Origin of the sequence: Rathayibacter sp. VKM Ac-2759, assembly GCF_009834225.1 — a bacterium.
Classification (GTDB): Bacteria; Actinomycetota; Actinomycetes; order Actinomycetales; family Microbacteriaceae; genus Rathayibacter.
The window spans coordinates 2623349-2636707 of record NZ_CP047176.1 but is presented as its reverse complement, the minus strand read 5'-3'; the positions used below and the strand labels follow the sequence as shown (position 1 = coordinate 2636707).

The following is a 13359-nucleotide window of genomic DNA, read 5'->3' as shown; positions in this document are numbered from 1 at the left end:
GTGAGTGCGACGGAGGAGGGCACCGGCGCTCGGCCGGGTCTCGTGACGCGCCTGCGCGCGGTCTACCGGAGCCTGCTCGCCTACGCCCTCAAGTTCGGCGTGGTCGGCCTCATCGGCCTCGTCGTCGACGTCGCGGTCTTCAACCTGCTGCGCCTCAGCGGCGAGCACCTCCTCTCGGGCCCGATCGGAGCGAAGGTCGTCGCCGTCGCCGCGGCGACCGTCGTGACCTGGGTCGGCAACCGCTACTGGACCTTCCGGGAGCACCGCCGTGCGAACTACCTCCGCGAGCTGGCGGAGTTCAGCACCGTCGCCGTCGCCGGCATGGCGGTCAACCTGCTCCCGCTCTACATCTCGCACTACGTGCTCGGCTTCGACAACCTCGTCGCCGACAACATCTCGGCGAACGTCATCGGCCTCGCCCTCGCGACGGCCTTCCGCTTCGTCCTCTACCGGTACTGGGTCTTCGGGCACCACCGCTCGGGAGGCGTCGTCGAGTCGCGCGCGGCCGAGGTCGCTGCAGCCGCCCTCTTCGAGGACGACGCGTCGGCCGTCAACGACACCGCCCCGATCCGCCCGCTGACCTGACGCGGGCGCCGCGCGAGCCGGACCTCGACCGCACCTCCGCTTAGGATGTCCTGGTGACAGACGTGAGCGGTGACCCGCGCCTTCGAGCGGGCGAAGAGCAGCCAGCAGCCGGATCCGCGGGGGACGTCGTCGAGACGACCGCCGCCCCGCGCGCCCCCCGTGTCGAGACCATCGAGGAGCTGCGGGCCGAGCGCGACGCCCTGCTCAACGATCCCCTCGACGCGTGGCTCAAGCACATGCACGTCGGCGGAGTCGTCGCGTCGGCGCCGTTCGAGCAGACCCTCTCCTGGCGCGTGACGAAGCCCCTGCGCGCCGTGCGCCTCTTCCAGATCCGGGCGTCGCAGCTCGGGCTGCGCGGAGCGGTCGGGCACACCGCCCGCTACGCCGCGCGCCGGTTCGGGCGCCGCGGATGAGCGCCGAGGATCTCGACGCACCCCTCCGCCGCGCACTCCTGACCGAGCGCCTCGAGCAGCTGGCGCCCTTCCTCCTGGAGCCCGAGGAGATCGAGGCCCTCGCGGGTCGCGGTCCCGGCCCCCTCCTCGACGCGATCGCGCGCCGCACCAAGGAGCGCGCCTCGGACGACCTGACCTGGCTGGCGCTCACCTCCTTCCTCGCGGTGTTCCCGGTCGAGCACTTCTTCCTCTGGTTCCGCCGGTCGCTCGAGTTCTGCGAGCCGCACGAGGCCCTGCGGGTCTTCCTCTCGGCCGGCGCGAGGGCGTCCACCGGCTACGCCGACCTGGGCTCCCGTCTCGAGATCGTGACCGACTCCGTCATCGCCGACGTCGACTTCTGCGCCCGTCACGCCCACCAGACCGGGATCCAGCGGGTCGTCCGCAACACGATGCGCCGCTGGCACGGCCGGCACGAGGTGACTCCGATCGCGTGGGTCAACGGATCCATGGCGATGCGGCGCCTCAGCGGCATCGAGCTCTCCCGGGTCATCGACTACGAGAACATCCGCTCGGAGCCCTGGCGCGACGGCGACCCCGAGGTCGTCAGCTTCGTCGTGCCGTTCCGGTCGACGGTCCTCATCCCCGAGGTGCCCGGCATCAACCTGTGCGCGCCCTACGCCTCGCTCGCGGCCTACTCGGGCAACCGCGTCGGCCTCATCGGCTACGACGCGATCCCGGTCGTGAGCGCCGACACGGTGCCCGGCATCGAGACGGCGCGCTTCGTGAACTACCTGTCGATCGTGAAGCACGCGAGCCACGTGGCGGGGATCAGCGAGTCGGCGTCGGACGAGTTCCGCGGCTTCGTGGACGCGCTGCCCGCGCAGGGGCTCACCGGCCCCGAGGTCGAGACCGTGGCGCTCCCGGTCGACCGGCCGAACCTCGTGGACGCGTCGATCGCGCCGTCGACCGTCGGACCGCTCGTGCTGTCGGTCGGCAGCACCGAGCCGCGCAAGAACCACCTCGCCGTGCTGCACGCCGCTGAGCGGCTCTGGCGCGAGGGGTACGTCTTCACCCTCCGCTTCATCGGCAACGGCAACGACTGGTCGACCCGCGTCTTCGACGTCAGGATCCGCGAGGCGCAGCAGGCGGGCCGCTCCGTGGAGCTGTGGCGCGGCGCGAGCGACGAGAAGCTCGTCGCGTCGTACGAGAACGCCCGGTTCCTCGCGTTCCCCTCCACGCACGAGGGCTACGGCCTGCCCGTCGCGGAGGCGCTCGCGCTGGGGGTGCCGGCGCTCACGTCGAGCATCGGCTCGCTCGCCGAGATCGCGGCGGACGGCGGCTGCGTCACCGTGGACCCGGGGGACGACGACGCGATCCACGCGGCCATGCGCGAGATGCTCGACTCCGACGAGCTGATCGAGCGGCTGCGCCAGGAGGCGCTCGCGCGCCCGCGGCGGACGTGGGACGACTACGCCGAGGAACTGTGGGGCGTCCTGGTGGGCGCCGACGAGAACGAGGGAGCGCCCCGTGCGTAAGTCCGTGGCGATCGACCGGATGAGCGTCCTGCTCGAGGCGCTCGCGCCCGAGCTCGCTCCCGATGCCGAGGTCGACGGGCTGGTCCGCCAGCTCGCCGGCGTCCTCGAGGCGCCGGCGACGGAGGAGGTCTGGCTGACCCTCGCGGTGCTGACGGGCGCCCTCCCGCTCCGCGACGACGTCGTGGACGCCGTGCGCCTCGTCCGCCTCGACGGAGCGACCGCCCTGCTCCGCTCGCTCGTCCGCGAGCGGGCGAACGGCTTCATCCTCAACCGGCTCCAGATGCCGAGCGTCCGCGTGGTCACGGCCGCCGTGGTCGTCGACGTGCACCACACCGCGCGCACGGGCCTCGCGACCGGCATCCAGCGCGTCGTCCGCAAGTCGATCGCGGAGTGGACCAAGCATCACCAGATGGTGCTCGTCGGCTGGGACAGCGCCGACCGCACGCTCCGCGAGCTCGACCCTCCGCTGCGCCGGAACGCGCTCTACGGCACGGTGCCCGATGCCAGGGCCGACCCGTCGAGCGACATCCTCGTGCCCTGGCGCTCGCGCTACGTCCTGCCCGAGCTGGCGACGGAGGACGAGCGCACCTCGCGGATCGCCGCCATGGCCGAGTTCAGCGGCAACGCCACCTCGACCATCGGCTTCGACTGCGTGCCCCTGACCACGGCCGAGACGGCGCACATCGGCATGAGCGCCGCGTTCTCGCGGACGCTCGTCGCCGTGAGCCACATGGACCGGGTCGCCACGATCTCGGAGGCCGCCGCCGTCGAGTACCGCGGCTGGCGCGAGATGCTGGCGGGAGTCGGCCGGAAGGGCCCGGACATCGAGCCGATCCTGCTGCCCTCCGAGGCCGGCACCGTCGACGCGGCCGCTCTGGCCCGCGCGAAGGAGAAGCTCGTGACGGGGGAGCTCCCGCTGGTCGTCTGCGTCGGCAGCCACGAGCCGCGCAAGAACCATCTCGCCGTCCTGCACGCCGCCGAGCTGCTCTGGCGCGAGGGGCACGAGTTCAGCCTGGTCTTCATCGGCGGCAACGCCTGGAACAGCGAGGGCTTCGACGCCCAGCTCGCCCGGCTGCAGGCCGAGGACCGCGCGGTGTCCTCCTTCTCGGCGATCACCGACGAGCTCCTCTGGAGCGCCTACCGCCTCGCGCGCTTCACGGTCTTCCCGTCGCTCAACGAGGGCTTCGGCCTGCCGGTGGCGGAGTCGCTGGCCGTCGGCACGCCCGTGCTCACGGCCCAGTACGGCAGCATGGCCGAGATCGCCTCGCAGGGCGGAGCGGTCACGGTCGACTCGCGCGACGACCACGACATCGCGCGCGGCATGCGCGAGCTGCTGACCGACGACGCGCTGCTGGCGCGGCTGCAGACGGAGGCGCTGGCGCGCGACAACTCCTCGTGGGCCGAGTACGCGGCCACGCTCTGGGACTTCGTGGCGGCGGGCCGCTAGGGGCGCTCAGCGCCGCCGGGGGCCGGCCAGCTCCTCGGCGGCCTCGACGAGCGCCTCGGCGGCGTCGGTCCACGGGCGGATGCGTCCGGGGTCGACCCGCCGGGGCTCCGCCATCGCGGCCTCGAGGGCTCGGACGAGCGCGTCCTGCTCGCCGGGATCGACGAACACCGCCGCGTCCTCGTGACCGGCGAGCGCGTCCCGGATCCCCGCGATGTCGGAGGCGATCACCGGCGTGCCCGAGGCCACGGCCTCGAGAGCGGGCAGCCCGAAGCCCTCGTGGTGCGAGACGAGGGCCAGGGCGTCGGCGCCCGAGACGAGGGGCGGCAGCAGGTCGGCCGGGACCGGCCGGGAGGCGATGCGCACGTCGGCGCCCGCCTCCTGGGCGCGGCGCACCTCGGCGAGGATCTCGCCGTCGTCCCAGCCCGTCGCCCCCACCAGGAGGAGGGTGTGACCCGCCGGTCGCGCGGCCGCGACGTAGGAGCGGATGAGGTGCGGCAGGTTCTTCCGGGGCTCCCGCGCCCCGACGAACAGCAGGTAGCGCCCGATGAGGAGCTCCTCGGCGACGGCGCGCTCCTCCTCGCGCGAGCGCGGCCGGAAGACCCGGGAGTCGACGGTCGTCGGGAGGACCCGGAGGCGGTCGGCCGAGACCCCGAGGAGCTGCTCGATCTCGCGCGCGGCCGACGGCGTGCCGGTCGCCACGAGGCTCGTGCGCCGCAGCCAGCCGGGCACGTTCGCCACCAGGAAGCGCCGGCGCTCCTCCGGCACCAGCGCCGGCTGGGCGGCGAAGCAGACGTCGTGGAGGAACGTGATCGAGGGGCTGAGCGTCCGCCAGTTGCGGAAGTTCGGGAAGAAGTAGACCCCGCGTCCGATCAGGAGATCGATCGGGAAGGGAGTGCGGGTCAGCAGCCCGAACACGCGCCGGGGGAGCGGGACGACTCGGACGCGGACGCCGGCGGGGGCGCGACGCTCGACCGCGGCCCGCTCGGAGAGCGGCGCGAAGAGCGTCGTCTCGACGCGGCCGGCGAAGCGCGGGTCCGCGAGCGCCCGGACGGTCTCGAGGAGGACGGTGCCGACTCCGGTCAGCGCCTCCGCCGCGAGCGGTGTCGCATCGATGCGGAGGCGGACGGGACGGCTCACGCCCGGGTGACCCCGCCCACGGTCGCCGAGGCGGCGACGCTGACCAGCCCCACCCGCTTGTCGCTGCGCTCGACGGAGAACCGCGCGCCGACCGGCACCCGGGTGAACTCGCCGTTGCCGAGGGTCGACGCCGAGGCGTGCACCGCATAGGTGCCTCCGCCGAAGCGGATGTCGGGGAGGTGGAACGTCACCGTGGTCTCCTCGGTGAGCGGAGGGTGCTCGAAGCCGAGGCGCATCGTGTTCGTGCCGAAGACGATCTGCCCGAGGGGAGTGTCGACGCCCATGCCCAGGAACCAGTTCTCGAGCGGCGTCGAGGTGAGCGGACGCAGGGTCACCCGGACCTCGAGGTCGTCGCCGGGGCGGAGCGTGCGGCTGCCCTCCTCGACGGTCCCGCCGTCGAGCTCGATCGAGACGATCTCGGCGGGCTGGATCTGCTCGACCTCCTCGCCGGACTCCTCCGCCTCGACGATCGCCTCGGCGGTCTCGCGCTCGACGCGCTCCTGGCGGGTCGACTCGAAGCCGTTGCGGAGCACCTCGAGGCCGCGGGCGGTCTCGCCGTCGTAGATGACGTTGCCGTGCTCGAGGACGATGGTGCGGTCGCACAGCTCGCCCACCTGCTCGAGCGAGTGGGTGACGAGGACGATGGTCTTGCCGGCGCGCTGGAAGGCGCGGATGCGGTCCATGCACTTGCGCTGGAAGGGCTCGTCGCCCACCGCGAGGACCTCGTCGACCAGGAGCAGATCGGGATCGGTGTGGATGGCGATCGCGAAGGCGAGTCGCACGTACATGCCCGAGGAGTAGAACTTCACCTGGGTGTCGATGAAGTCGGCGATCTCGGAGAAGTCGACGATCGAGTCGAACTTGTCCTCGAGCTCCTTGCGCGAGAGGCCGAGGATCGCGCCGTTGAGGAACACGTTCTCGCGACCGGTGAGGTCGGGGTGGAAGCCCGCGCCGAGCTCGAGGAGCGCGGCGAGCCGGCCCCGCCGCTCGACGACGCCGGTCGTCGGCTGGATGATCCCGCCGATGAGCTTCAGGAGGGTGCTCTTGCCCGAGCCGTTCGCGCCGATCAGGCCGACCGTCGATCCGAGCGGGATCTCGATGTCGATGTCGCGCAGCGCCCAGAAGTCGTCGCGGTGCTGCTTGCCGCGGCCGAAGTTGACGATGCGCTCCTTGATGCTCTTGTCCTTGCGGATCACGAAGCGCTTGGAGGCGTTCTGCACGCGGATGATGGTCGGCATCTCGGCCGAGACGGGCTCGGCGGACGCCTGGATGTCGAGGGTCATGGGTCAGATCTCCTGTGCGAAGTTGCCCTCGAGGCGGCGGAAGATCCGGTGGGCGATCCACACCAGGACGATGCCGACGAGGAAGATCAGGAGCAGGCGCAGCTCCATGTGGCCGGGCCACGGCTGAGGCGGCACGATGATGGGCGCGTCGGCGGTGCCGAGGTTGTTCTCCTGCGAGCCCGCCGACCAGATGGCGCGCTGGAAGGCCAGGACCGCGTTCGTCATCGGGTTGAGCAGGTAGAGCTGGGCGACCCAGCCGGGGACCGCCTCCGCCACGAACGCCCACGCGTAGACGATCGGCGAGAGCCAGAAGAAGATCTGGATGCCGACCTCGACGAGGAACTGCACGTCGCGGAGGTAGACGTTCAGGGCCGACAGCGCGAGGGCCAGCGCGAGCCCGTAGACCAGCACCACCGCGAGAGCGGCCGGGATGTAGAGCAGGTTCCAGCTGATGTCGATGCCGCCGAGCAGGACGGCCCCGACGATCAGGACCAGGAACTGCACCGCGAAGTTGAACAGCGCCGAGCCGATCGTCGCGATCGGGAAGATCTCGCGGGGGAGGTAGACCTTCTTGATGAGGCCGCCGTTGCCGAGGATCGAGACCGTCCCGCTGCTGACGATCTCGGCGAAGAGCCCCCAGATGGTCAGTCCGGAGAAGACGAAGATCGCGAACTCGGGCACGTTGCGCGCCGCCGAGAGGAACTGGCCGATCGCGATGTAGTAGATCGCCAGCATCACCAGGGGCCGGATGAGCGTCCAGAGGAAGCCGAGGCTCGAGTCCTTGTAGCGCTGCTTGAGCTCGCGGTTCACGAGGAGCTTCAGCAGCTCGCGGTGCTTGAAGATGTCGACGAGGGACGACACGAACCCGCTCCGGCGCTTGACGCCCGGCTGGGTCCCGCTCTGGTGGAAGGGTTCGCGAGCGATCGCGTCGACGCGGTCGGCCGCGCGCGTGATCGTCGAATTCCTGGTGCTCATCGGTCTCCCAGCCATAGCACTGCCGTGGCGGCAGCCAGATCATTGTACGTTTCCGCCCGCGCGCCGCCCGGGTGGCGGCGCGCGTGACGGGGCGCCGGCTCAGACGGAGCGGCGGGCGAGCTCGAGGTCGTTCTCGACCATCCGCGCGACGATGTCCTCGAAGCCGACGGTCGGGGTCCAGCCCAGGGCCTCGCGGGCCTTGGAGGCGTCTCCGCGCATCTCGGGGGCGTCGACGGGGCGGGCGAAGCGCGGGTCGATCACCACGCGGTCCTCCCAGTCGTCGATGCCGGCGGCGGTGAAGGCGGCGCCCACGAACTCGCGGACGGAGTGCGCGACACCCGTGGCGACGATGTAGTCGTCGGCGCCGTCGGCGCGCGAGGCGCGGATCAGAGCGTCGACGTAGTCGGGCGCCCAGCCCCAGTCGCGGCGGGCGTCGAGGTTGCCGAGGGAGAGCTCCTGTGCCGCGCCGACCGCGATCGCCGCGACTCCGGCGGTGATCTTGCGGGTGACGAAGCTCTCGGGACGCCGGGGCGACTCGTGGTTGTAGAGGATCGCGGAGGAGGCGTGGAGCCCCCGGCCGCGGTAGACGCCGACGAGGTGGTGCGCGAACGCCTTGGCGGCGCCGTACGGCGACACCGGGCGCAACGGCGTCCTCTCCGTCTGCGGGTTCTCGGTCGCCGCGCCGAAGATCTCCGAGGAGGAGGCCTGCACGAAGCGGACCTCGCGGCCGGAGGACTCCTGCAGCGCGTGCGCGGCCTCGAGGAGCGCGGCGACCGCGGTGCCGGTGACCTCGGCGGTCAGCACCGGCTCCTGCCAGGACTGAGCGACCGAGGAGATGCCGGCGAGGTGGAACACCGCGTCCGGCGCCGCCGCCGCGACCGCACGGCCGAGGCCGGGAGCGTCGCGGAGGTCGCCCTCGAAGGGGCGGACGGCGGAGGGGAGCGACGAGTCGTCCCCTCCGCGTACGAGAGCGGCGACGTCCCAGCCGTCGGCGAGCAGGCGCTCGACGAGGTAGCCCCCGTCCTGCCCGCTCGCCCCGGTGACGAAGGCGACCGGCACGGCGGCTACCTGTTCAGCTGGGTCTGCTCGGCGAGGTCGTTCTCGACCATCATCGCGACGAGCTCGGGGAAGGAGACCTTGGGCTCCCAGCCGAGGACGTTGCGGGCCTTGGCCGGGTCGCCGATCAGCAGGTCGACCTCGGCGGGGCGCATGAACGCGGGGTTCTGCGTGACGTAGGGAGCCCAGTCCTCGATGCCGACGTGCTTGAAGGCGATGTCGAGGTACTCGCGGATCTCGTGGGTCTCACCGGTCGCGACGACGTAGTCGTCGCCCTCGGGCTGCTGCAGCATGCGCCACATCGCATCGACGTAGTCGCCGGCGAAGCCCCAGTCGCGCTTGGCGTCGAGGTTGCCGAGCTCGAGGGTCTCCTGCAGGCCGAGCTTGATGCGCGCCACGGCGAGGCTGATCTTGCGGGTCACGAACTCGGGGCCGCGGCGGGGCGACTCGTGGTTGAAGAGGATGCCCGAGGAGGCGTGCATCCCGTAGGACTCGCGGTAGTTGATGGTCATGTAGTGACCGAAGACCTTCGCGACGCCGTAGGGCGAGCGCGGCCAGAGGAGGGTCTCCTCGCGCTGCGGCACCTGCTGCACCTTGCCGAACATCTCGGAGGAGGAGGCCTGGTAGAACTTCACGCGCGACATGTCGTCGCCGGCGTAGAGGCGGGTGGCCTCGAGGATGTTGAGGACGCCCTTGCCCGTGACGTCGGAGGTGAGCGACGCGTTCTCCCACGAGTACGCGACGAACGAGATCGCGCCGAGGTTGTAGACCTCGTCGGGCTGCGCGACGGCGAGCACGCGGACGAGGCTCGAGACGTCGGTGAGGTCGCCGGTGAGGAGGGTCACCTCCGGCACGGTGCGGCGGACCAGCTCGTACTTGGGGTTGTTCTGCCCGCGGACCAGGCCGAAGACCTCGTAGCCCTTCGAGAGCAGCAGTTCGGCCAGGTAGAGGCCGTCCTGGCCGGTGATTCCGGTGATCAGAGCGCGGGGCACGTGGTGGTCCGTTTCGTCGTGGGTCGATGACAAGCGGGCTACATACTACCCATCGGCCTCCCGGAGGCCGGGGAACCGGCCCGCGACGGCGATCTGCGCCGCCCCCGCCCGGTGCTCCGCGGGTATCCTGACCCGGCTCGGGAACGACCGGGACACCGGATCCGTCCGGCCTCACCCCGAGCAGGAACGCGAGTGGACGCCATGCCCGAGAACCTCCCCGTCACCCTCGCCGTGCTCACCGTCGATCCGGGCGGGATGGGCGGCGGCGAGACCTACGCGCGGGCGCTGACCCGCCTCCTCGTGCCGCGCGCGGGAGAGGAGGGGCTGCGGGTGCGGGCGCTCGTCCCCGAGAACGCCCGCGGGTTCAGCGAGGGCGTGCCCGAGGTGGTCGCACGGGGCGTGGTCAGTGGCGCGGGGCATCGCCGGCGGGCGATCGGGATGCTCCAGGCCGCACTCCGCACGCTCCGGCTGCGCCGCCTGCTCGGGCGCGACGAGATCCTCTACTTCCCCTTCACCGTGCCGCTGCCCTACCCCTCGCGCCGGCAGGGCCACGTGCAGATGGTCTTCGACCTGCAGCACCGCGATCTGCCACAGCTCTTCCCGCGCGTGGAGCGCGTGTTCCGGCGGATCGCCTACGAGGCGACCGCCCGCCGCGCCGATGCGGTCATCACGATCAGCGCGTTCACGAAGGGCCGCATCGTCGAGCTGCTGGGAATCCCCGAGGAGCGGATCCACGTGTCGCACCTCGGCGTCGACACCGAGCGGTTCCGTCCGAATCTGGGGGAGCGGGAGGACTTCGTCTTCTACCCGGCGCGCGCCTGGCCGCACAAGAACCACGCCCGGCTGTTCGAGGCGATGCGCCTGCTGCGGGCCGACGGGCACCCGCTCCGCCTGGTCCTGACGGGCGGGGACCTCGACCGCCTCGCTCCGCTGCCCGACTTCGCGCAGTGGCGCGGTCACGTCGGCGAGGAGGAGCTCGCCGAGCTCTACCGCCGCGCCGCGGTGCTCGCCTTCCCGAGTCTCTACGAGGGCTTCGGCTTCCCACCGATCGAGGCGATGGCGTCCGGCTGCCCCGTCGCCGCCTCCGACGCGGGATCGCTGCCCGAGATCTGCGGAGACGCCGCCGTCTACGTCGACCCGCTCGATCCGCGCTCGATCGCCGACGGGATCCTCGAGGCGATCCGGCGCGGCGCCGAGCTCGGGCCCGCCGGCGTGGAGCGCGCCCGGCGCTTCAGCTGGGAGCGCTGCCGCGACGAGCACCTGGCCGTCTTCCGCTCGGTCGCGGCGCGCCGGGCCTGAGCGCCGGCCCCGTCACTCCCGCGGGTGCAGGAGGCGCCGCCAGCTGAGCCCCTGCGCCGCGCGCATCGCGCAGATCACCAGGAGCAGCCACCCGGCGTCGAGCAGGATCGAGCTCTCGGCGAGCGCGGTCACGATCAGCACGGTGAGCACCAGGACGGGCCAGACGTGCACGACCGCCTTCCGCTCAGAGGCGATCAGCCAGGAGCGCCACAGCGCCAGCCCGACGAGGACGAGGAACAGCACGACCCCGACGACGCCGACCTGCAGGGCGACGTCGAAGACCGCGTTGAGGCTCGACGAGTGCGGGCGGCCGGAGAGGTAGTCGATGGCGGTGAACGGGTACAGGTCGGTGCGCCAGTAGCCCACCCAGCCCCAGCCGATGATCGGGGCGAGGTCGAAGAACCGTCCGACCTGCTCCCACAGCCTGACCCGGAACTCGAACTCGCTGCCCGCGTTGAGCAGATCGATCACGCGCGAGCGGAAGATCCACGCCGTCAGCGCGGCGGCGAGAGCGATGCCCAGCGTCACGTACTGGCGGGTGCGCCGCTGCGTGCCGTCGCCGCGCCGCACCCAGCGCAGCGCGAGCGCGACGACCGCCGCCACCACGAGCACTCCCGCGCTGACGGCGGAGCGGGTGAACAGGAGGGTCAGCGCGGCCAGGACGATGGAGGCGACGGCGGGGCCGCGGGCGAGCGAGCGGGTCACGAGCTCGATCGAGAACGTGACGATCGCGAGCAGGCAGACCAGGCCGAGCTGGTTCCGCGTGCCGACGAGGCCCTGGATCGGTCCGCCCGACGCGAGCAGGCCCTCGACGCCGAGGAAGCGCAGGGGGCGGTCGATCAGCACGCCCGCCAGCACCTCGACGGCGAGCGAGGCGATCAGGACGACCCGCATCACATCGCCGACCGCGCGGATGATCTGGATGATGTCGCGCGTCAGACCGATCGCGATCGCGAGGAACGCGAGGGCGAACTGGTACGCGACGCTCGAGACGGTCGCCCACTGGTACCCGCTCCAGAGCACGCTCAGCCCGATCCAGCCGAGGAAGACCAGGATGCTCGTGGGCAGCAGCCCCTCCCAGTCGAGCGTCCCGCGACGCAGGACCAGCATCCCGCCGGCGAGGATCGTGAGCGTCGTGATCGCGGCGATGTAGCCGGGCCAGCCGAGGACTCCGCGGACCGCGGGGGCGCAGAGCACGGCGACGAGCGAGGTCTGCGCGAGCGCCGCGGCGAACTGCGGGGAGACCAGCGCGTCCGCGAGGGACGCCGGGAGCGCGGACGGCGTCCGGCGGCTCATCGTCCGGAGCGCTCGACGGCGAGGGGGATCGGCTCGGCGGTGAGCGCGTCCTCCGTCTCGTTCGCCGGCTGCTTCGTCAGGACCGCGAGCGCGACGAGGAGCAGCCAGCCGCCCTCGATCAGGATGCGGCTCTCGAAGAGCGACTGCGCGAGCAGGGCGACGACGATCAGCAGGGGTGCGAGCGAGGTCGCCGAGTAGGGGAGCGTCGAGGTGGCGCTGCGGCGGGGGCGGTCGACCGCGCGGAACCAGGAGCGCCAGAGCGTCGAGGCGGCCAGCGCGACGAAGAGGACGAGCCCGACGATCCCGAGCTGGAACCACACGTCGAGCCAGGCGTCGTGCGCCTGCAGGTAGAGCACGCCCTTGCGCTCGGCGAGGGTGTCGAACGGAGCGGCCCACGGGGCCCAGTAGCTGACCCAGCCCCAGCCGAGCACCGGGCGCTCGGAGGCGAGCCCCCAGACGGCGCGCCAGATGTCGAGCCGGCCGGTCGCGTCGTCGCTCTTGCCGAGGAGCCCGAGCAGCGCGCTCCAGCCGACGATCGTGCCGGCCACCGCGACGACGGCGACGCCGAGCGCGGCGAGGTAGACCGGACGGCGCCCCGACTCCCCGCGGCGCCGTGCCCAGAGCGCGAAGCCCAGAGCCAGGGCGACCGCGACGATGCACAGCAGCACGGTGGAGGAGCGGGTGAGCAGGAGCGTGGCGGCGAAGAGCACGACCCAGATCGCGCCCCAGCGTCGGCCGATGCTGCGCGCGGCCAGCTCGATCGCCACGACGATCAAGCCGAGCAGCGCGACGAAGCCCAGCAGGTTGCGGTTGCCGACGACGCCCTGGATCGGCCCGCCCGTGAAGAGATCGGCGAGCGACCAGTAGAACGCGTCGGGGATGCGGCCGGCCGGCAGGTCGATGACCAGCGGGAGGACGGGCCGGCGGACGACGACCGCGATCACCAGCTCGAACAGGAGGGAGAGGCCGACCGTGATCCGCAGCGCCCGCCCCAGGGCGGTGACGAAGGAGCCGGTGCCGAGTGTCAGGGCGAGCACCACGCCGCCGAAGGTGGTCGCCAGCTGCGCGACGACCCCGATCGCGCTGGCTCCGGGGTAGGCCGACCAGAGCAGGGACAGCACGGCGAGGGCCAGGAACGCGACCAGCGACTTCGGGGTCCGGCTCCAGCGCAGGCGCGGCTTCTCGCGGATCACCAGGACGGTGAGAGCGACGAGGAGCGAGGCGACGACGACCCCCCAGCCCCACCAGCCGAGGAGGTTCCGCAGCGCCTGACCGCCCACCATGACCGTGAGCACCGCCACCGCGAGTGCTCGAGGAGCAGCGGGCGCGGCGCGACGGATCATGGCGATCAGTCTAGGGAGC

12 protein-coding genes are annotated in these 13359 nt (G+C 72.1%); 5 read left to right on the top strand and 7 right to left on the bottom strand.

What is annotated here, in order from left to right:
* The 4 genes from GSU68_RS12175 to GSU68_RS12160 are packed head-to-tail and all read left to right on the top strand — an operon-like array spanning position 1 to position 3959.
* On the top strand, positions 1 to 585 hold the full coding sequence (locus GSU68_RS12175; RefSeq protein ID WP_159908673.1) for a GtrA family protein: 585 nt from the start codon (positions 1 to 3) through the stop codon (positions 583 to 585).
* A 53-nt stretch (positions 586 to 638) separates the two neighbouring features.
* Complete coding sequence (locus GSU68_RS12170) at positions 639 to 998, top strand: hypothetical protein (protein WP_159908671.1); 360 nt, start codon at positions 639 to 641, stop codon at positions 996 to 998.
* Positions 995 to 2512 (top strand): glycosyltransferase family 1 protein, encoded by a 1518-nt coding sequence (locus tag GSU68_RS12165; RefSeq protein WP_159908669.1) that lies wholly within the window; start codon positions 995 to 997, stop codon positions 2510 to 2512. The genes GSU68_RS12170 and GSU68_RS12165 overlap by 4 nt, the downstream gene beginning before the upstream one ends.
* Positions 2505 to 3959 (top strand): glycosyltransferase, encoded by a 1455-nt coding sequence (locus GSU68_RS12160; RefSeq protein WP_159908667.1) that lies wholly within the window; start codon positions 2505 to 2507, stop codon positions 3957 to 3959. The genes GSU68_RS12165 and GSU68_RS12160 overlap by 8 nt, the downstream gene beginning before the upstream one ends.
* A 6-nt stretch (positions 3960 to 3965) precedes the next feature.
* On the opposite strand, the gene GSU68_RS12155 is transcribed toward GSU68_RS12160, so the two are convergent.
* The 5 genes from GSU68_RS12155 to GSU68_RS12135 all read right to left on the bottom strand — a co-directional run bounded on the left by GSU68_RS12155 (position 3966) and on the right by GSU68_RS12135 (position 9402).
* The gene (locus GSU68_RS12155) at positions 3966 to 5096 is read right to left on the bottom strand and encodes a glycosyltransferase family 1 protein (RefSeq protein ID WP_159908665.1); all 1131 of its coding nucleotides are present in this window, start codon (positions 5094 to 5096) and stop codon (positions 3966 to 3968) included.
* Positions 5093 to 6379 (bottom strand): ABC transporter ATP-binding protein, encoded by a 1287-nt coding sequence (locus tag GSU68_RS12150; protein WP_244259262.1) that lies wholly within the window; start codon positions 6377 to 6379, stop codon positions 5093 to 5095. Before GSU68_RS12150 ends, GSU68_RS12155 begins: the two co-directional genes overlap by 4 nt.
* Before the next feature lie 3 nt (positions 6380 to 6382).
* Positions 6383 to 7354, bottom strand: a complete 972-nt coding sequence (locus tag GSU68_RS12145) for an ABC transporter permease (RefSeq protein ID WP_159908663.1) — start codon at positions 7352 to 7354, stop codon at positions 6383 to 6385.
* 99 nt (positions 7355 to 7453) lie between these two features.
* A complete protein-coding gene (locus tag GSU68_RS12140) occupies positions 7454 to 8413 on the bottom strand; it encodes a GDP-mannose 4,6-dehydratase (protein ID WP_159908661.1) in 960 nt (319 codons plus the stop codon).
* Positions 8414 to 8418: 5 nt separating this feature from the next.
* Positions 8419 to 9402 (bottom strand): GDP-mannose 4,6-dehydratase, encoded by a 984-nt coding sequence (locus GSU68_RS12135; RefSeq protein ID WP_159908659.1) that lies wholly within the window; start codon positions 9400 to 9402, stop codon positions 8419 to 8421.
* A 201-nt stretch (positions 9403 to 9603) separates the two neighbouring features.
* On the opposite strand from GSU68_RS12135, the gene GSU68_RS12130 reads away from it, so the two are divergent.
* Complete coding sequence (locus GSU68_RS12130; protein ID WP_159908657.1) at positions 9604 to 10701, top strand: glycosyltransferase family 1 protein; 1098 nt, start codon at positions 9604 to 9606, stop codon at positions 10699 to 10701.
* 12 nt (positions 10702 to 10713) lie between these two features.
* On the opposite strand, the gene GSU68_RS12125 is transcribed toward GSU68_RS12130, so the two are convergent.
* Both GSU68_RS12125 and GSU68_RS12120 read right to left on the bottom strand, forming a co-directional pair.
* Positions 10714 to 11997 (bottom strand): O-antigen ligase family protein, encoded by a 1284-nt coding sequence (locus GSU68_RS12125; protein ID WP_159908655.1) that lies wholly within the window; start codon positions 11995 to 11997, stop codon positions 10714 to 10716.
* Entirely contained in the window at positions 11994 to 13340 is a 1347-nt protein-coding gene (locus GSU68_RS12120) for an O-antigen ligase family protein (protein WP_159908654.1), read from the bottom strand. Before GSU68_RS12120 ends, GSU68_RS12125 begins: the two co-directional genes overlap by 4 nt.
* Positions 13341 to 13359: the final 19 nt, after the last annotated feature.

Coding starts and splice junctions, on each gene's coding strand:
- GSU68_RS12165 (WP_159908669.1), top strand. CDS start 995: ATGAGCGCCGAGGATCTCGACGCACCCCTCCGCCGCGCACTCCTGACC.
- GSU68_RS12125 (WP_159908655.1), bottom strand. CDS start 11,997: ATGAGCCGCCGGACGCCGTCCGCGCTCCCGGCGTCCCTCGCGGACGCG.
- GSU68_RS12120 (WP_159908654.1), bottom strand. CDS start 13,340: ATGATCCGTCGCGCCGCGCCCGCTGCTCCTCGAGCACTCGCGGTGGCG.
- GSU68_RS12150 (WP_244259262.1), bottom strand. CDS start 6,379: ATGACCCTCGACATCCAGGCGTCCGCCGAGCCCGTCTCGGCCGAGATG.
- GSU68_RS12130 (WP_159908657.1), top strand. CDS start 9,604: ATGCCCGAGAACCTCCCCGTCACCCTCGCCGTGCTCACCGTCGATCCG.
- GSU68_RS12145 (WP_159908663.1), bottom strand. CDS start 7,354: ATGAGCACCAGGAATTCGACGATCACGCGCGCGGCCGACCGCGTCGAC.